Origin of the sequence: Sphingobacterium sp. UBA5996 (assembly GCF_002429765.1) — a bacterium.
Classification (GTDB): Bacteria; Bacteroidota; Bacteroidia; order Sphingobacteriales; family Sphingobacteriaceae; genus Sphingobacterium.
Genome location: NZ_DJAS01000003.1, coordinates 396,195 through 414,062 on the forward strand (window position 1 = coordinate 396,195; position 17,868 = coordinate 414,062).

The 17,868-nt window shown below is 39.1% G+C and carries 17 protein-coding genes; 2 read left to right on the forward strand and 15 right to left on the reverse strand.

Annotated elements, in window-relative coordinates:
• The first annotated feature begins 19 nt into the window (after nucleotides 1–19).
• Nucleotides 20–976: a glycosyl transferase family 90 gene (locus B3E00_RS02720; RefSeq protein WP_293936756.1), complete on the forward strand. Its 957-nt coding sequence runs from the start codon at nucleotides 20–22 to the stop codon at nucleotides 974–976.
• Here B3E00_RS02720 and B3E00_RS02725 read toward each other — a convergent pair.
• From B3E00_RS02725 to B3E00_RS02795, 15 genes are all read right to left on the reverse strand, one after another.
• A complete protein-coding gene (locus tag B3E00_RS02725; RefSeq protein ID WP_293936758.1) occupies nucleotides 968–2,086 on the reverse strand; it encodes a glycosyltransferase family 4 protein in 1,119 nt (372 codons plus the stop codon). The two genes, B3E00_RS02720 and B3E00_RS02725, sit on opposite strands and share 9 nt — an antisense overlap.
• A 13-nt stretch (nucleotides 2,087–2,099) precedes the next feature.
• Nucleotides 2,100–3,314: a glycosyltransferase family 4 protein gene (locus B3E00_RS02730; RefSeq protein WP_293936761.1), complete on the reverse strand. Its 1,215-nt coding sequence runs from the start codon at nucleotides 3,312–3,314 to the stop codon at nucleotides 2,100–2,102.
• Nucleotides 3,311–4,336, reverse strand: a complete 1,026-nt coding sequence (locus B3E00_RS02735; protein WP_293936763.1) for a glycosyltransferase family 9 protein — start codon at nucleotides 4,334–4,336, stop codon at nucleotides 3,311–3,313. Before B3E00_RS02735 ends, B3E00_RS02730 begins: the two co-directional genes overlap by 4 nt.
• A 4-nt stretch (nucleotides 4,337–4,340) precedes the next feature.
• A complete protein-coding gene (locus B3E00_RS02740; protein WP_293889603.1) occupies nucleotides 4,341–4,946 on the reverse strand; it encodes a DUF4254 domain-containing protein in 606 nt (201 codons plus the stop codon).
• Between the two features lie 211 nt (nucleotides 4,947–5,157).
• Nucleotides 5,158–6,642: an NADH-quinone oxidoreductase subunit N gene (locus B3E00_RS02745; protein WP_293936765.1), complete on the reverse strand. Its 1,485-nt coding sequence runs from the start codon at nucleotides 6,640–6,642 to the stop codon at nucleotides 5,158–5,160.
• Between the two features lie 6 nt (nucleotides 6,643–6,648).
• Entirely contained in the window at nucleotides 6,649–8,250 is a 1,602-nt protein-coding gene (locus B3E00_RS02750) for a complex I subunit 4 family protein (RefSeq protein ID WP_293936768.1), read from the reverse strand.
• Between the two features lie 3 nt (nucleotides 8,251–8,253).
• The gene (locus B3E00_RS02755) at nucleotides 8,254–10,278 is read right to left on the reverse strand and encodes an NADH-quinone oxidoreductase subunit L (RefSeq protein ID WP_293936770.1); all 2,025 of its coding nucleotides are present in this window, start codon (nucleotides 10,276–10,278) and stop codon (nucleotides 8,254–8,256) included.
• A 33-nt stretch (nucleotides 10,279–10,311) separates the two neighbouring features.
• Nucleotides 10,312–10,620 (reverse strand): NADH-quinone oxidoreductase subunit NuoK, encoded by a 309-nt coding sequence (gene nuoK, locus B3E00_RS02760; RefSeq protein ID WP_293936772.1) that lies wholly within the window; start codon nucleotides 10,618–10,620, stop codon nucleotides 10,312–10,314.
• Nucleotides 10,617–11,159 carry an NADH-quinone oxidoreductase subunit J gene (locus B3E00_RS02765; RefSeq protein WP_293936774.1) on the reverse strand — a complete coding sequence of 181 codons (543 nt, stop codon included), beginning with the start codon at nucleotides 11,157–11,159 and terminating at the stop codon, nucleotides 10,617–10,619. The genes nuoK and B3E00_RS02765 overlap by 4 nt, the downstream gene beginning before the upstream one ends.
• A 3-nt stretch (nucleotides 11,160–11,162) precedes the next feature.
• Nucleotides 11,163–11,726 (reverse strand): 4Fe-4S binding protein, encoded by a 564-nt coding sequence (locus tag B3E00_RS02770; protein WP_293883790.1) that lies wholly within the window; start codon nucleotides 11,724–11,726, stop codon nucleotides 11,163–11,165.
• A 6-nt stretch (nucleotides 11,727–11,732) separates the two neighbouring features.
• The gene (gene nuoH / locus B3E00_RS02775) at nucleotides 11,733–12,806 is read right to left on the reverse strand and encodes an NADH-quinone oxidoreductase subunit NuoH (RefSeq protein ID WP_209580543.1); all 1,074 of its coding nucleotides are present in this window, start codon (nucleotides 12,804–12,806) and stop codon (nucleotides 11,733–11,735) included.
• Between the two features lie 250 nt (nucleotides 12,807–13,056).
• The gene (locus tag B3E00_RS02780; protein ID WP_209580544.1) at nucleotides 13,057–14,343 is read right to left on the reverse strand and encodes a citrate synthase; all 1,287 of its coding nucleotides are present in this window, start codon (nucleotides 14,341–14,343) and stop codon (nucleotides 13,057–13,059) included.
• A 189-nt stretch (nucleotides 14,344–14,532) separates the two neighbouring features.
• The gene (locus tag B3E00_RS02785) at nucleotides 14,533–14,778 is read right to left on the reverse strand and encodes a hypothetical protein (RefSeq protein ID WP_209580546.1); all 246 of its coding nucleotides are present in this window, start codon (nucleotides 14,776–14,778) and stop codon (nucleotides 14,533–14,535) included.
• Between the two features lie 6 nt (nucleotides 14,779–14,784).
• Nucleotides 14,785–15,792, reverse strand: coding sequence for an SPFH domain-containing protein (locus B3E00_RS02790; protein ID WP_209580552.1), 1,008 nt, complete (start codon nucleotides 15,790–15,792; stop codon nucleotides 14,785–14,787).
• A 5-nt stretch (nucleotides 15,793–15,797) separates the two neighbouring features.
• Complete coding sequence (locus B3E00_RS02795) at nucleotides 15,798–17,168, reverse strand: hypothetical protein (protein WP_293883796.1); 1,371 nt, start codon at nucleotides 17,166–17,168, stop codon at nucleotides 15,798–15,800.
• Between the two features lie 337 nt (nucleotides 17,169–17,505).
• On the opposite strand from B3E00_RS02795, the gene B3E00_RS02800 reads away from it, so the two are divergent.
• Complete coding sequence (locus B3E00_RS02800; protein ID WP_209580554.1) at nucleotides 17,506–17,868, forward strand: BlaI/MecI/CopY family transcriptional regulator; 363 nt, start codon at nucleotides 17,506–17,508, stop codon at nucleotides 17,866–17,868.

Consider the following 17,868-nt stretch of genomic DNA (forward strand, 5'->3'; position numbering starts at 1 on the left):
GAAAAAGCATTGCACATCGATGAATTTCAAAAGAATCTTTTTGCGAAATAAAAATAATAAGATTTACTATTATATTAAAGCAATTCTTAGGGAGCTAGTTCCTGATAGTCTTTTTCAAGCCCAACTGACAAAGCGTTTAGATAGCACTTATTATCGCAAAAATGCCAAATATATTGATGATAGGGTAAATTATTACAATAAGTTGGAACGGCTTGAGACTTTAGATCAGGACGCCGTTGAAATAGGCAAATATCGCGTACCAGAACGCATACGCGTTTATTATTTCGACAGTAAGGAATATTTAAGGTTTTTTAACCCCAAGTTGCGGTTCAGTATTTTGCCCGGTGATATCATTCATATTCCCTCACATCCGACTTTACTCAAGAGCCGACCTATTCATGGTAATAATAGCAATGCAGTAGTCTTAAATTTGGATAAAGCAAGACATTTTAATTTTCTTCAGGATGACGTGTCTTTTGATAAAAAAATAGATATGTTGGTCGGAAGGAGCGGTTTTGGACAGATTCATCGAAGTCGATTCTACCAATTGTATTATGATCATCCATTGTGCAATATCAAAAAGGCTAATCGATCTTCCGATAAGGATTATTTATCCATCGCCGGGCACCTTGATTATAAATTTATTTTGGCGCTTGAGGGAAACGATGTTGCGACAAATTTGAAGTGGATTATGTCCTCTAATTCTATTGCGGTCATGCCTATGCCGAAATATGAGACTTGGTTTATGGAAGGACGCCTAATTCCAGATGTTCATTTTATTTGTATTAAAGATGATTATTCTGATTTGGAGGAAAAATTACGGTATTTTATGGCAGATGATCATGCGGCTAGGAGGATCGTAAAAAATGCACACGAATATATTGCTCAGTTTAAAAATAAAAAAATAGAGGATATAATCGCATTAAAAGTCTTGGATAAATATTTTACGCATACCGTTCAGCCTAAATTACAATAAGGACTGATAACAGTTTATGAGTTCTGATGCAATTTTTTCATCATTAAATTTTTGCACATAGTGACGTCCTTGTGAAATCATCCTTGCATTGGTTTGGGAGTCGCTCAGAATACGTTTGATCGCTAGATTTATTTCGTCTACATTTGAAGGGTCGACATAACAAGACGATGGTCCACCAGCTTCTGGAAATACGCCCGAATTGGTTGTAATGACAGGAGTACCAGCATATAAGGCTTCGATGATAGGGATACCAAAGCCTTCAAAGATAGAAGGGTATATAAAAATTGATGCCATCGAATAAATGGTCGATAGTTCTTCAATAGTAAAGCCTTGTTTTATAATGACTTTGCTTTCCAATTTGTTGGCTACTATATATCTGTTAATCTCCTCAAGATAGGGCGTTTTCTTACCAATTATTAATAATGGAATATCGATATCCTGAATAGCTTTTACAATTTGTAAAACATTTTTTCGTTTTTCAATTGAGCCCACACTTAACAGGAAGTCTTTGGGTAAATTATATTTTAACCTTAATTTTTCCTTCTCGTCGCCGCTTTTTGGGACCTTAAAAGTCGGATGACAACCCTGATAAATGACCTCAATCTTATCTTCGGGAATTGCGTAGTAATCGATGATATCCGATTTAGTCTGTTCACTAATTGCAATAATTTTATCAGCGTGATTAACAGCTAATTGAAATTTCTTGTTGTATATCCAACGATCTATGGGTTTATAGAGTTCGGGGTAGCGTAAGAAGATTAAATCATGTATCGTGACAACGGATTTAATTCCACGGGCTTTTAAGCCTCTTGGTATTTCTCCTGTAAGGCCATGAAAGAGTTCTACACCATCATTAAGCAGGTCAGATGCGAGTCCAAAGCTTCGCCAAAGTGCAGGAAAAGCACGGTTAAATGTAGTTTTGGGTAGACGAATTTTTTCTTCAATAAGTGCCTTCTTCGAAAGATCATTATTGTCCAATCTTGGCGTATACTTCAGATAAGTATGCTGAGGATAGTATTGCTCCAGAATACGGATGAGATCTCTACTATAATTACCTAAGCCTGTTTGATTGAGAAAATATCGTTTAGCATCAAATCCAATTGTTATCATGCCTGACTCGGTTTTAGTTTTCTTTAAAAATGTTTTCAAATTTACTTAATACCAAATCCCAATTATAATATTTAGAAACATATTCTTTTGCTTTTGCCTCAATGATGTTCTTATCTGTGTTTGGATCTTGCAAATATGTGATAATTGAACTTAGGGAGTCGAAAGAATCATAACAAAAAACAGCTCCACTTTTGCGTTCATGTTCGACCATAACATCACACTTTTTGTTACCAATGACCGGTTTCCCCAAGTGGAGCGCTTCTAATGTCAATAGTGATAAGCTTTCGGCAAGTGACGGATTAATAATGGCAAAGCTTTGTTGTATTAGCGCTTTTTTTTCTTCCTCGCTTACAAAACCAGTATAGATGATATCAGGATTTTGCTCAACATTCATGGTATTTTCTCCTGTAAGTACAAGTTGCAAGTCGATCTGTTTTTCTGATTTTAATTTCAGAAAATAAGCCATAAAATTGTTGATTTTGACTGGCGTAATGCGGCCACAATAAAGTAAGTATGGTGATTTGATCTGATATTTGGCGCTGATCGTTGTTGCAGCCGGTAAATCATCTATTTGATTGACTCCTATGCCAACAACTGTATTTTTTGCAAGCGAATTTCTGAAAATTTCTAAACACATTTCTTTTTCACTTTCTGTGTTAAAGGCAATATGATTAACTTTTGAAAATAAAAGTGTGTTGATGCTTCTAAATAACATACTCTCCATATGTGCAGTGGGAATCAGAATAGACTTCTCTGGTACACGAAGTGATCCCATTATGGTTAGTGGGTTTTCGTAAGTAAAGAAAATGAATTTGTCGAAATCGTGTTGAAATTCCCTAATATAGTTGAGTAATGAAGACGAATAAAATGGATGTCCTTCTAAATATTTTGATTCATCATCAATTTTGAAATTCCAAATGGGAAATAAGGAAAAAACAGGCCTTGCTAATCCCCAGCGATAGATCAATCGGCGTATTTTCCGGGCGATTTTACTTTTCTTTTCGGAAGATGGATTTTTATCGGTCACAAATCTCATCACAGGTATTCCCTGTATAATTTCTAGGCCCGGGGTGAAATCCTCCTCTGGTTTATTTAAAAACTTGATATTGGTGGTTAATACAGTCACGTCATGTTTTGCTGATAATCGTTCAGCTAGCATTCTACAATGGAATTCGGCTCCACCGGTGATATCCAATCCGTATCGAATGGTTATTAACCCTATCTTCATCCTATTGCTCTTATTCGTTCAATCACCATTTCTGGTGTAATTAAATCAATTGCTTCTACTCCGTCACAGATGCAGGACTTGTTGCCATACACTGAACTTGGTCTATGGGGATGTTCGACTTGGATACAATCTGCTAACTCTTGACCGTAGCCCGTAAATCCAGCGTAAGGGTGTGTTGCTCCCCATAACGAAAGGCATCTTACTCCCATTAACGAGGCCATATGAAGTCCTGAAGAGTCCATGCTAACCATCAGATCCAGATTCGAAATTAAATCCAGTTCTTCTCTCAACGTAAATTTTCCAATGGTATTGTAAGTATTCGGAAAACTTTCGGTCCAGTTTTGGGCGACTTGAAACTCTTCTTGACCACCTCCAAAAAGCAATACGTCATATCCATGGTGTGTCAAATGATCAATGATCTGCCCCATTTTTACCAAGGAAAGAATTTTATAACGATGTTGTGCAAATGGGGCAATGCCAATTTTTTTTCGATCGAAATTCGCGAACATACTAAAAGCAGCTTTGGGTACATCCTGCAAATTAGGAACCAATTTATGGCTGAGCTCAAATTTAAAACCTAATGCGCGAAATACATCTGCATAGCGTTCTACCGTTAGCCTCAGTGGAACTTTGATTTTGTTTTTTTCCCTGGTAAGCGCTTTTTTTTCTTCCCGCCCCTTGTCAAGCTGCTTCACTTTTACGCCCGATAAGGAAAAAAAAAGATCAAGCACACGCGAACGCAAATTGAAATGTAAGTCAGCTACGGCATCTGGGCAATACTGGGCCAGCTCTTTATTTAGCCTGAACAAGCCCCAAAAACCTTTATGAATGGTTTTGGGTTCAATCACATGGAACCTGAGGTTTTTTATTCCATCAAAGAATGGCGAAAAGAATGGTCTGCTGACCATAATGATTTCTACATCAGGATAGCGTATACAAAACTCTTTCAATACTGAGGCAACCATGGCAACATCGCCCATAGCTGAAAATCGCGTGACTATGATCCGTTGCGGTAAGGACATGTTTTTACTTTCCTGATGAATATAAGACAGGGTTCAATGAAGGATCGTTATACATTTTCATCTGTTTATAGACTTTCATGTATTTATCGCCCGATGCTATGGCATCCATCAATTCATCAATACTTTGAGATAAATCTTTTCTTTGTTCTAATAAAACGTTAAGCTTTTCTTGGCAGGTATTAATGTGCGCCTCGGAAGCATCTGTGCGTAACGTTTCCTGTTCCATATGGTAGATTTTTAAAGCCAGAATGGAAAGCCTATCAATAGCCCACGCCGGACTCTCCGTATTGATCGTTGCTGTAGGCCTAACCTGTATATCCTGAAACTTTTGTAGAAAATAGCTGTCAATATACTCTACGGTATCCGTGCGATATTGATTGGACTCATCAATTCGTCTTTTCCAATGTAAGCCTTCTTTTGGGTCAATAGCGGGATTACGCACGACATCTTCCATATGCCATTGTACGGTGTCAATCCAGCATTTTAAATAGAGGAGATGTTCTAGGGATTGTTTGTCATACGGATTTTGGATTGGATGCTCAATCTGGTCGTATACGTGGTAATCCTGGATAGCACGTTGAAAAATTGGATTTGCTATTGCACTAATCATGGTACAAACTTAGATAAATTGCTTTTTATATGCAATTTAATTGCGCTTTGCATAAAAAACAATTTATCAGTCTCTCCTCAACCATAGATAATACTTTTATTGAGGAAATATAAAATATATTATGGAGTTTATCCTTACTATTCGACCCGCACATAGCGTAATTGATGAGGATCGTAGATTTGTTAAGAATGAAAGAAGCTTCTCTGTTTTTCTAAAAGGCCGAAAGCAAAAGATCCGGAAAGATTCCTAAGCACAACACAGCCAAGGTACATAGGATGCCAATAAAGAGAAGAACAGCATTGACTTTTATTGTTGAAGATGCGGCATTGTCCCTAAGAAATGCGTTCAGTGGTATTTTAAAATAATAAAATAAAGAGATAACCGAAGTCAGTGCGCCGACAATAAGCAATGCCAATAAACCGAAGGATTGAAAGTTTTGATACTGTTCGAACACTTTGGAAAAGACCAAAAGCTTTCCGACGAATCCCGCAGTGGGAGGGAGCCCCACTAAAGCGATTAAAACCATTGAAAATGAAGTAAACAAAAGGGGGGACTGCTTTCCTAAGCCACGATAGGAATCGATGGATGTATTGCCCAGACTAACTTCCAAGGCATCAATAAATATAAATACAGCAATATTCATCAAAGCGTATATGGAAAGGTAAAACAACAATACATTCGACTCATTATTCTGATAAACCAATACAGCCATAAGTAGTATACCTGTATGTCCAATCGATGAATAGGCCATCATCCGTTTGGCATCCTGTTGACGTAGAGCCGCTAAATTACCGATCAGCATGGTTGCAATAGCTACCCCAATAATCACATACGTTAGGAAATCGCTAAAGTAAAAGGAAACATTAAGCCATGCGGCGAGGAGCTTGGATAATAGGACGACGACTGCAATTTTTGGTACTGTAGCCAGGTACGCGGTAATTACTGTGGGAGCACCTTGATAAACATCTGGACTCCAGACATGAAAAGGAAAAAAACTCAGTTTAAAGCCAATGCCTGTCAACAAAAATAATAGCGCAATGCTGATCATGACCTTTGGAGCTTCCATTAGGCCAGCAATGTGGCTCTGGGAATCAAAATTCAAGTTCCCCGTGAAACCGTAGAGTAAAGACAAACCGTAAAGCATCACTGCCGCACAAATCGATCCAAAGAGTACATATTTTAAAGCTGCCTCCGACTGAACTTTAGTCGCTGAAAAGTATCCCACCATGATATAGGAACTAATGGAAACGGTTTCAACGGCTATAAAAATCATCAGCCAGTTACTCGACATGGTCAATAGGTTCAGTCCCAACGTTGCCGTCAGTAAAACAGCATATAGATCTCCTAACGGCCGGCCATATCTACCATGACCTTGTTGAATAAAAATACAAACAAGGAATGTCGACAACAGGATAATCAATCGTGCAGAGGTTGCAAAGGCATCAACCTGGATCATATCAAAAAAGCCAGCCATCTCTACCTTACTGAGTCCTTGCCCAACAAGGTAACAGCCACTCAACAATAATCCGATGATCGTAAGCATAAAAGACGTATGCTTCCAGTGCTTGTCGGCAAAAAGACTAGCGAGAATAGTACCAATAAAAGTGATGATCAATGTCAGTTCGGGTTTAAAATACGGTACACTGACGATAATCTGATCGAGAAATGAACTGATATATGGACTGAATGCGAGCATGCTGATTTAAATAAATTGTTGAATAAAGCTTACAAGATTCAGGACACTTGCGTTTAAATTGTTAAAAACTAATGCAGGCATAATGCCAAGTAATAAGGCCAACGCTAACGTTGGAAATAAGATCACCTGCTCGCGCGAATTGACATCTGTCAGTGCATTGCTCCAAGATTCACCGCCTTTTAAACGAATCTGTCCAAAGAACATCCGTTGCAATGTCCAAAGTAGGTAGGCTGCACTTAATAAGATACCTATAGAACCTGCAAGTGCCATCCAACGCGGCAAACCTGTGCCAACACTTTCAGAATTGAATGAACCGATAATGACAAATGCTTCACCAATAAAAGCTGAAAAGCCAGGTAAACCTAAGGAAGCGAAAAATGCAACAGCAACATACCCCGTATATTTGGGCATAATTTGAGCTAAACCTCGAAAACTATAGATATTTCTATCATGCACGCGGTCATAAACTACACCGACAAGAAAGAAGAGGGCCGCGGATAAAAAACCATGGGAGATCATCTGAAACATCGCTCCAGAAATTCCTTCTGCAGTTAATGAAGCAATACCTAATAAGACAAAGCCCATGTGGGAAACGGATGAATACGCAATCATTCGTTTGAGGTCTTTTTGTGATAAGGCGTTCAAGGCTCCGTAGATAATGGAAACAACGCCTATTAGTCCAAGCCACCAATTGGATAAGGCGGCCATGTCGGGAAAGATGCTATAACAGATACGGATGATACCATAACCTCCGATTTTCAAAAGAATACCTGCTAAAATAATGGATACTGGAGTCGGTGCTTCGACGTGGGCATCGGGTAACCAGGTATGCAATGGCACGATGGGCACTTTAATGGCAAAGGCAAAAAAGAGCACAATGAAGCCAACCAGTCTGGCCGAAATACCCAAGATTTCCTGATAACCACCCCACTCAAAAATAGATCCTTCAAGGTAATTCTGTGGGTTCATCATATGGATCATATTGAACGTATGCGCCCCAGTCATCGGGTTGATCACTGAAAAGTATAGTCCTACGATGATCAATAGCATAAATACAGAACCAAATAGCGTGTATAAAAAGAACTTGATGGCTGCGTATTCGCGTCTTGCACCACCCCAGATACCGATCAGGAAATATAGTGGAAGTAACATCACTTCATAGAAAAGGTAGAACAGGAAGAAATCCAGTGCACAGAAAATCCCCATAACAGCCATATTAAGCACCATGAGTAAAGCAAAGTATCCCTTCGGACTCTTCTGTATATTCCAGGAGGCTCCGATAGCCATCAACATCACAAAAGCGCTCAGCAATAATAAGGGCATCGATATCCCATCAATACCAATGAGATAATCAATTTCTAGCTTACCTATTGATCCTAGATCTAAACGAATCCAGGAAACCTGCTCAACAAACTGATAGCCCCCCAGATCTTGAATACCTGTTTTGCTTGCATCAAAATGTGCGTAACACAATCCAGCCAGTACAAATTGTATTGCGGTAAATGCTAACGCAATATATTTGTAACTCAATTTATATCGTGTTGGCAAGGCGAGAATAAGCGCCGTAGCCAATAGCGGTAAAAATATCAATAAGGATAAAATAGGCATTTCCTAAAAGAATAAAAGATAAATTAAACCAAGTAAAACTATTAAAAAGACGGAGTATAAAGCGGTCTGTATCTTCCCGTTTTGTACCAGGCGGACTTGATGACCGGTCCAATAGGTTACCGAAGCAACCGTGTTGACGAAGCCGTCTATAATATATTTGTCTATCCAAACACTTAATTGTGAAATCGATAGCACGATTGACTGAATCAAAGAAACAAAGGCATCAACAACATGTCGGTCAAACCAATAACAGAATTGAGCCAATTTTAATGTGCCCTTGACAAATACAACATCGTAAAACTGATTGATATAGCCCTGATTTAAAGAAACCTTCAGTGCCGGATTGGCCGGATTGAATGGGTATCTATGCTGCACATACCATTTCCAGCCGATGATCCAGCCAATAACTGAACCAAGGAGGAGTATTGCAGGGATAATCAGGTGGGCAATGTGGCTTGGAGCAAAGGCATATTCGTCCGATAAGAGTCCGTCCATCAACCAGGAATCGTGGTACGAAAATGGATTGAACGAAAATAGTGGAAATAAGCAGAATACACCCAAAACAAACATGGGCATCAACATGGTTTTTGGCGCTTCATGTAGCGGATGATCATGTAATTTGCCATGCAGTTGGTTAGTAAGCCTAAACTCTCCAAAAAAAGCTTTAAACAGCAATCTACCAATATAGAAAGCGGTTAAAATACTTACAATGATCAAGCTTAATGGGATGATCAGGTATAAGTTCCCTTTTAAAAGAGCCCATTCAAAAGAAGATATAACGATACTGTCTTTGGATAGAAAACCTGAAGTCAGTGGGAATCCGGCAAGTGCCAATGAAGCAATACTCATGAGCACAAAGGTCTTGGGCATATAGTGACGTAATCCACCCATGTTCCGTAAGTCCTGCGGATCAAAGTCTAGTTGACTATGTGTTTTCAGATGGGCCATCTCATGAATGACAGCTCCAGCGGAAAGAAACAATAAACACTTAAAGAAGGCATGTGTCGTAAGATGAAACAAAGCGGCATCCCATGTTCCAATACCGATCCCAACCATCATAAAGCCCAGTTGCGATATGGTCGAAAAGGCAAGAATACGCTTGATGTCATATTGGCCCAAGGCGAAGTATGCTGCCGAAGCTGCCGTGATGGTACCGATAATAGCGATAAATAGTAATGCCGATTCGCTGAATAATGGAAATACAGTAGCCAATAGGAATACGCCGGCTGCTACCATGGTTGCCGCATGGATCAAGGACGATACGGATGTAGGGCCTTCCATGGCATCCGGAAGCCATACATGTAGTGGGAATTGTGCTGATTTGGCCATAGCAGCCAAGAAAAAGGCTAGTCCTCCTAGGGTAAACCAGATCTGAGGTAAACTATTGACTGGAGATACCCATAGTCCATCGACGATTGCGGATTGATAGAGCAGTCCGTTATCACCAAATAAATCGACCAAATTAAGTGTCTTGAACTGCGTAAATAAGATCGCAAGGCCGATTAGAAAGCCGAGGTCACCGATGCGATTAACCAAAAATGCCTTTTTATTGGCTTGTACAGCTGTTTCGCGCGTAAACCAAAATCCGATAAGGAGATAGGACGCAAACCCAACCAACTCCCAAAAGACATACATCAGTAAAAGACTGTCCATAATGACCAATCCCAACATGGCGAAACAAAACAGGCTTAGATACATCCAATAGCGATGAATGCCAGGATCACCTTTCATATATGCCCGAGAATAAATATGCACCGGCAACGCGACAGTAGGTACCAAAAAAAGCATTAAGGTGCTTAAATTATTTAACAGGATACCAACTTTAAATGAGGTTTCGCCAATAGTGAACCAATCCGCCTGAACCGTTACGGGGGCATTATTCCATATGGTGAACCAGGTAAGCCCACCACCGGTAAAACTGAGGGCGATGGCTAGGAGGGAGACAATACCTGACTGGTCACGTTTGCCTAATAAAGATTGATATAAGAACGCTACTAATGGGGACACTACGGTAACTAGCGCGGTCAAAAGGGGCGATATGTGAACAACTTGATCCAATGTTTATTTGTCTTTTAATTGGTTTACCTCATCCGGATTAATGGTGTTGTAATGTCTATAAACATTTAATACAATAGCCAATCCAACGGCTACAGCTGCCGCTGCTAGAACAATCGCAAACAACGCAAAAATTTGCCCACTATAACTCACTTTATCATATTTCCCAAAGGCAACAAAATTCAGGATAGCTGCATTGATCATTAATTCAATACCAACCAAAATCATAATCGCATTTTTTTTGGAAAGAACGGTGTAGAGTCCAATGCTAAAGATACACGCACTCACCACCAAGAAATGGGTCAGCGTGATCATAGTGTACGCTCCTTTCTGGATAAATGAGAAGCTCCAATTAAAGCCATCATCAGAAATATCGATATAATTTCAAAAGGCAATACGTAAAAAGTCATAAAACGTAATCCGATTTGATGAATATTGTTATCAGTCGCAGTAATATTATTTCCATTTTCTATGGACTGAATGATCCACGTTGATGGTGCCTGTTGCCATTCAAAGATGCCATAAAGCATCAGTAACAGAAAACCAAGTACCACTGGAATAGCTTGCCATTTGGGCATGCTTAAGAAGGAACCGCGGTTATCTTGAAGGTCTTTTAGAAGTTCTTTATTGGACAGCATAAAGGCAAACAGCATAAGAATGAGTACGCCTCCGACATAGACCATGATTTGTGTGATGGCCACGAAATCAGCTAACGCAAATAGGTATAGTCCTGCCATTGCAAATAAAACAATAAAAAACAGGAATAATGCGCGCGCGATATTTTTAAGATTGACCAGTAAAAGGGCCGAACCGATTGCTAGGATAGCGAAAGCGTAGAACAAAATACTTTCCATTTTCTATTTTTGCTTTGCTGCCTCCTTTTCAGCTTGAAACTGTGTCCATTCAGCTTTGCGTTGAGCTACCTGCTCGTCAGTCATGTCTGAAAACCCGTAAATAAGATCGGTCAGCTTTTGCGAGCTGCGGTCATATGCATTGGTCATGGTAATACATTCTGTCGGACATACCACCGTGCACAGGCCGCAATACATGCATTTAGCCATATCAATATTGAATTTTGCGGGATATAACCGTTTGACGCTACCGTCAGAAGTCTTTCCGATCGCTTCTGGCGATTTGATCGCTTCAATTTCGATACAGTCCACAGGACATGCCTTAGCGCAAAGATCACATACAATACAGTCGTCGATATCAACCTGCAATTGGTAACGCGCGACTTCCGGGATGGGCATTTTTTCACGCGGATACTGCACCGTCACAATACCTTCCTGTTGATTAAAGTAGTTTTCTTTTTTGATATTTAATTCCGTCCGTGAGCGACGTGCACCAAACAGGTGTTTGACAGTCAAAGATAAACCTTTGATTGCCGTACGAAATGCATGCGAAGCCGTTTTAAATATCATAATATCCTATGCTATAACTAAAATTCGCCAAATGGCAGAGATGGCCATACACAGAAAAGCCAGCGGTGTCAATACTTTCCAACATAAACTCATCAATTGGTCTGCACGTAACCGCGGTAATGTCCATCGGATCCACATTTGGATGCCTACAATAAGGAATGATTTGGCTAAGGTCCAAAATATTCCCCAAGCTAAACCAGTCGTCCAATCTGCGAGGCGTACAGCCCCAATGTTTGGTAATGGCGTGTTCCAGCCGCCTAAAAAGAGGACAACGCCCAACATCGATACCAAAAACATCATAGCGTACTCGGCCAGAAAGATAAAGGCAAATTGTATTCCACCATATTCCGTATGGAAACCACCGACCAGTTCAGATTCGGCTTCCGGAATATCAAAAGGAGCACGATTACACTCGGCAAGAGTAGCGATAAAGAATATGATGTAGGTGATAATCAAATGCGGAGCCTGAAAAATATTCCAGGCGAAGAGACCGCCAATCTCATTAACTTCCCAAATACCCAAGAATTTAATGCTCCCATTGGTGAGGATTCCCTGCCCAATAGCGATTTCATTCAGGTTTAGGGTTTGTGTAAGCATGACAACTGTAATCAGCGAAAGGCCGACCGGTATTTCATAGGATACCATCTGTGCAATGGCACGCATGGAGCCTAACAAAGAATATTTATTGTTGGAACCCCAACCAGCCATTAAAATGCCCAAAGCATCAATGGAAATTATCGCCATAATGAAAAATAAACCGGTATGCGTATCGGCTGGAATAAAATCCTTTGCCCAAGGAATAACGGCAAACCCTGTAAAGACGGCAACAAAAATAATGATAGGAGCAATCCTAAAGAGAATCTTATCTGCCGATGAAGGGGTGATCAGTTCTTTTTGGAGTAATTTAAGAATATCAGCGATGGTTTGAAGACTACCATACTTTCCGGTTTCCATAGGACCTAGCCGATCTTGGACGAATCCGGCAATCTTTCGCTCGGCATATACTGCAAATAAGGTAAATGCTGCTATAAAGGTGAAAATAGCAATAGGAACCAAGATATGTAGTACATTTTCTAGCAAGTCTTATTTATAATGATTTTTAATAAGAGACGAATCAATACGCAAACTTAACGAAAAACAGGGAATTTAGATAAGGAAAAATTAAAATATACTTAACAAGTAGATTATCGTGACAATAGCGTAGCGGCGAGCAGCTGTTTATTGTTTGATCGAATAGGTCATTCGTACTTGCAAAGGATTCACAGGAGTTGCAATAAAAAGAAAAAAGCATCCTGTAAGGATGCTTTTTCGGATATAAATCAAAACCGAATTAACGATTTGAGAATTCAACGTAATCACGTTCTGTGTGGCCAACATACACCTGTCTAGGACGGCCGATAGGCTCTTTGTTTTCACGCATTTCTTTCCATTGTGCAATCCATCCCGGGAGACGGCCTAAGGCAAATAATACCGTAAACATATCTGCTTTGAAACCTAGTGCACGGTAAATAATACCAGAGTAAAAATCCACATTTGGATAAAGTTTTCTGTCGATGAAGTATTGGTCATTCAATGCAGCTTCTTCTAATTTCTTAGCGATATCCAATACAGGGTCTTGCACACCTAATTTTTCCAAAATATCGTCACATGCTTTTTTGATGATTTTAGCACGTGGGTCAAAGTTTTTATAAACGCGGTGACCGAATCCCATTAAACGGAAAGGATCGTTTTTGTCTTTCGCTTTGGCAAGATATTTTTCGGCATCACCACCATCATTTTTAATAGCTTCTAACATTTCAATTACCGCTTGGTTTGCACCTCCATGCAATGGACCCCATAATGCATTAATACCTGAAGCAACAGATGCATAGAGGTTTGCATTTGACGAACCTACAATGCGAACGGTAGATGTCGAACAGTTTTGCTCGTGATCAGCATGCAAAATCAGCAACTTGTGCATAGCATCAATGACAACCGGATCGAATGTTTTTTCGTCGTTAACTTCTCCGAACAACATATTCAGGAAGTTGTCGATGTAGCCAAGGTTATTTTTAGGGTATACAACAGGGTGTCCTAATGATTTCTTTTGGATCCAAGAAACGATTGTAGGCATTTTTGCCAAAAGATTGATGATCGTTTGATCCTCCTCTTCATCTGTTAAGTTTGGATTTAAAGATTCTGGGTAAAATGCCGATAATGCACCAACTAAACAGGAAAGTTGCCCCATTGGGTGTGACTTGGAAGGAAATCCAGCGAAGAAATTTTTCATGTCCTCGTGGATCATCATTTGCTTTTTGATGTCAGCTCTGAATTTTTCCAATACCTCTTTTTTGGGAAGCTCTCCATAAATCAACAAATAAGCAACTTCCAAGAAAGTCGATTTCTCTGCCAATTGTTCAATGGGATATCCTCTATATCTCAATATGCCTTTTTCACCGTCAAGGAAAGTAATCGCACTCTTCGTAGCACCCGTATTTTTATATCCTGGGTCTAATGTAATAAATCCGCTTAGATCTCTTAATTTGGAAATATCAACTGCTTTTTCATTCTCAGTACCGACAACGACCGGAAGGTCATAAGAAGTTCCGTCTAAATTTATAGATGCTTTATCTGACATGTTTATATATTATCTTATATCTGATTTGTTATGCTAATCTCACAAATTTAACTATTTGATATTTAAAATTGAAAGTTCTTGTGGAATTAAAATGACATGACTACGTCATATTGGATAATATCTACTAACAATTTACTTAAATAAGCAAATCATTTATCCAAATTTAACATTACCTTATTGTACAAAGCGCTAATCTATTTTTCGCTGAGCAACCTTTCCTTTATCTTCATAATTCCCATGTTTACCTGATCCAAAGAAAGGAAGTATAACAAAACACACAAGAATAATAGAAGTTGCGGTCAGTATTCCAGTTGTCCATAGAATTTTACTGAAATTTTCGGCAGCTAACAGCTGAATGCCCCACATTCCCAAAAGGAAATAGGTAGCAACGAAGAGAATCACCAAGGTAAATAGTATACCGAATATATATTTCATAATGGGTTATATTTTGTTGAGAATCTGTTTTTTTAATGCGTCGAATTCTTCCTGGGTAATGATATTTTCACGAAGTAGCAGTTGCATCTTTTGGAGCTTCTCCACGAAGTCGCCTTCTTGCTGAATATGACCTTTGATTTCCTCTTTTTGAAGATCAAACTGCTTACCAAGTTCCATACCGACGCCAAGTTGTGCACCCACTCCCGCAATCCCACCTTCATTTTTAGCGGCATCACGCAGCGCGCGTAACTTTTCTAATTCAACATAGCTTAAACCTGCTTGCTGTGCGGCTTGATTTTGCGTGGTTAGATCGGCGATTTCTCCAATCCTCCTTTTGGTATTGGCATCAAATTGGGTTCCTAGGATTTTAAAATCTGTAATATCGAGCCCGAGATCTTTAAAATCTTGTTCCACTGCAGTCTTGATGTCGTTAGATAGTAATGCTAGTTGGCTATCAATCTCATTATAGCCTAGCTTCTTTTGTGCAATCTGTGCGGTAATTTGTTGGGGAATGCGATTATTGAGTATGTCTTGGATGACTGCTGTAGTGACTGTATTTTGATTGGCGACAATGTTTTTATAGAAATGGACCGGTTCATTGATCAGGTAGGAAAATGTACCATTCAAACCGATTTCTATAGGTAAATTGTATTGTGGGTCGATATATTTGATCGGAGAACCTGTTCCCCAGGATTGATTGACGATAGCAGCCGTGCGAAAAAAGTAGATATACAGTTTGTGCTCTGATTCAAAATTTTGCCGTAGTCGTGCTAACGTAGTAAAAAATGGATGATTATCCGTTTTGAGGTTATACGTTCCAGGTTCGGTTAGCAGATTTTCGCCTTTACCTTCATACACAAGAATGCATCCCTGCCCTGGGGCGAGGATTAGTTTGCTGGAATTTTTGATCTCATTCCTTTCGGATGGAAATTTATACCATAATAATCGAGGGTCTTGGTTTTTCCACTCGATAACTTCAGAAAGTTGGTTGTTAAAAAGATTAAATAGTCCCATAGTTATTAATTTAGTGTGTCGAATTTGGGATTATACCCTTCAAATTTGTTGATTTGTTTTCCATTATTATCAAAATAATAATAGTCACTCGAGCCTCTTACAATAAAGCCGTCTTTTAACAGGCTCCCATTTCCATAGATGGACTTGAGGTCAGTAGTAAAGGTTTTTTGTATAGCCCCAGTTGTGATATCCAGCAGTTGGATCTGGAAAGGATCGTCTTCAGCTGGTGTTGGCTTATAGGCGATAAGGAGCGTTTTGTCATTCTGGGCGATGACTATAGGCTGAAAGTAAAGTCTGCCTGGTGTAAAGTCTTTAAAGTTAATCAAACGCGCTCCTTTAAATTGCCACGGATTGATCAATACCTTTTTATAGGGATCTCGGTCGGTAAAAATACCCGATCCACCATAATCCTTATCCCAAGAAAACCGTGGGGTATCTTTAGGATATCCATATTGATAATGGTAAGTATACTGGATTAACTGAATTTTTTCCTCTGGATAATAGCTGGACTTACTTGAAAAAGTAAACTCCGTTTTTGTCGTCGGATTGGGAAGTTTTTTTCTTCTTTCCTCGTAAAGCACTTTATCCGGTATCGCCTTATTTATTAACGGGTAATAGGCCAGATTTTGACCTTCATTGTTGATAATTTGATAAGCGGAACCATAGTCTTCATACTTAAATTCAACTTTGGCTATGCCAGTACTTAAAGATGGAGCATCTTTAACATAATTTTCCAAAACACTCTTATACGTGAGCGTGTTTTTGTCAAGTTGATAGATGTATTTGGACTTGACGATGATGTAAAGGTTTTGATCTTCAAATACCTGAAGTTTAACGTCGCTGCTCGATAATTCAACGGGAGTCTCCATCAATGCTTTTACCCATTCTTTTTTACCTGTTTTAGGGTCAAAAAGCCCAATGTATACCTTGTTGTCTTTGGTTGAATCCATTCTTTTCCTAAAAGTTCCTACATTACCAACGACCACAACATGCGGCGTATTATTTTTGTCCATGAATAACGTATTACTCGCATAGTTCCATTCAAGCGGTTCTACTTCTTCTTTCTCGTTCGCTGAGTTGGAACCACTATAAGTGGAATAACTCGGCTCAGGTTTCTTGGAAAAAATAGCACTTATAGCCCCGATGATAAACATGACCGCGATAAATCCCACAACGGCGAATAGGACAATCCGAAGGGCCTTATATTGATCTGTATTGTTGCGCGGATAGTTATAGTTGTGATTGATATTGATATCGTCGCTATCGAGAAAAAATTCTGTTCCGCAGCTGTCACATTTATAATAATCCGGACGTAGTGTGGTAACTTTTATACTCCCACAATGCGGACATTTGATCGCTTTAATATTTTTAGCCATTGATCTTAATTGTATTTATCTTGAATCATCTTATTACTTTTCATGCTTCCAATCGATCGGATTGCAGTGAATTTATCCAATTGATTTTTTTTTCTTTCCAATGCAGGACACGATTTATAGTGAATTTAGAATTAAAATAATCCTATAACAAATTTTCTGCCAGCTAACTTATATTCGTGGGATTTGAGTTTAAAAACGCAGAAAATGAGCGATTTCTTTTTTGATCTAATAGGACTGATGCTATTTACTGTCGATTATATAACTCAGTATAAAAAGATTTTTTATATTTACGAATTGTTCGTAGATTAGTGAAAGATTAGATAAAGTAGATACAGGCATGGAAAAATTAACAGCACAGGAAGAACAGGCAATGCAGTCGATTTGGAGTCTCAATGGAGGATTTATAAAGGAGATCTTAGATAATATCAAAGGTGAAAAGATGCCTTATACCACCTTGGCTTCAACAGTAAAGAATCTGGAACGTAAAGATTTTGTGAAAGCAGTGCGTTATGCCAACGCTAAGCGCTATGAACCGATGGTGAGTGAGGAAGATTATAAAGCGAAATTTATGAATTCCTTTGTCGGTGATTATTTTAAAAATTCCTATAAGGAGATGGTATCTTTCTTTGTGCAGGAAGAGAAACTAACAGCTGATGAATTAAAGGAAATTATGGACATGATTAAGCATAATAAATCTTGA

Coding starts and splice junctions, on each gene's coding strand:
- B3E00_RS02720 (WP_293936756.1), top strand. CDS start 20: ATGAATTTCAAAAGAATCTTTTTGCGAAATAAAAATAATAAGATTTAC.
- B3E00_RS02725 (WP_293936758.1), bottom strand. CDS start 2,086: ATGATAACAATTGGATTTGATGCTAAACGATATTTTCTCAATCAAACA.
- B3E00_RS02730 (WP_293936761.1), bottom strand. CDS start 3,314: ATGAAGATAGGGTTAATAACCATTCGATACGGATTGGATATCACCGGT.
- B3E00_RS02735 (WP_293936763.1), bottom strand. CDS start 4,336: ATGTCCTTACCGCAACGGATCATAGTCACGCGATTTTCAGCTATGGGC.
- B3E00_RS02740 (WP_293889603.1), bottom strand. CDS start 4,946: ATGATTAGTGCAATAGCAAATCCAATTTTTCAACGTGCTATCCAGGAT.
- B3E00_RS02745 (WP_293936765.1), bottom strand. CDS start 6,642: ATGCTCGCATTCAGTCCATATATCAGTTCATTTCTCGATCAGATTATC.
- B3E00_RS02750 (WP_293936768.1), bottom strand. CDS start 8,250: ATGCCTATTTTATCCTTATTGATATTTTTACCGCTATTGGCTACGGCG.
- nuoK (WP_293936772.1), bottom strand. CDS start 10,620: ATGATCACGCTGACCCATTTCTTGGTGGTGAGTGCGTGTATCTTTAGC.
- B3E00_RS02765 (WP_293936774.1), bottom strand. CDS start 11,159: ATGGAAAGTATTTTGTTCTACGCTTTCGCTATCCTAGCAATCGGTTCG.
- B3E00_RS02770 (WP_293883790.1), bottom strand. CDS start 11,726: ATGATATTTAAAACGGCTTCGCATGCATTTCGTACGGCAATCAAAGGT.
- B3E00_RS02780 (WP_209580544.1), bottom strand. CDS start 14,343: ATGTCAGATAAAGCATCTATAAATTTAGACGGAACTTCTTATGACCTT.
- B3E00_RS02785 (WP_209580546.1), bottom strand. CDS start 14,778: ATGAAATATATATTCGGTATACTATTTACCTTGGTGATTCTCTTCGTT.
- B3E00_RS02790 (WP_209580552.1), bottom strand. CDS start 15,792: ATGGGACTATTTAATCTTTTTAACAACCAACTTTCTGAAGTTATCGAG.
- B3E00_RS02795 (WP_293883796.1), bottom strand. CDS start 17,168: ATGGCTAAAAATATTAAAGCGATCAAATGTCCGCATTGTGGGAGTATA.
- B3E00_RS02800 (WP_209580554.1), top strand. CDS start 17,506: ATGGAAAAATTAACAGCACAGGAAGAACAGGCAATGCAGTCGATTTGG.